Origin of the sequence: Ochrobactrum sp. SFR4 (assembly GCF_019730395.1) — a bacterium.
In the GTDB taxonomy this organism is placed as follows: Bacteria; Pseudomonadota; Alphaproteobacteria; order Rhizobiales; family Rhizobiaceae; genus Pseudochrobactrum.
Genome location: NZ_JAAPBB010001251.1, coordinates 1 through 242, shown reverse-complemented (window position 1 = coordinate 242; position 242 = coordinate 1). Strand labels below are relative to the sequence as shown.

The following is a 242-nucleotide window of genomic DNA, read 5'->3' as shown; positions in this document are numbered from 1 at the left end:
ACACGGCCACCGGCTTTAACAACGGTGCGCACATCCACACCAAGTCCGAGTCCCGCCATTGCAATTACTGTCAGGGCTGTACTGCCCTCATGCAGTGGTGTCAGAACAACCTGGGGGATCAGTGACAGGCTACGCAGTGCCATCATGCCCAGAAAGCCGATAATAAACCACGGCACCATCTGCGACAGTTTCGGACGGGCACCGCCCGACTTCGCACCAATAACACCGATTGTCACAATAAC

1 protein-coding gene is annotated in these 242 nt (G+C 55.8%); it reads right to left on the bottom strand.

The genetic code is table 11. The features are described from left to right. A partial coding sequence (locus HBA93_RS23025) for a putative sulfate exporter family transporter (RefSeq protein ID WP_221724776.1) occupies positions 1-242 on the bottom strand: 242 nt, incomplete at both ends.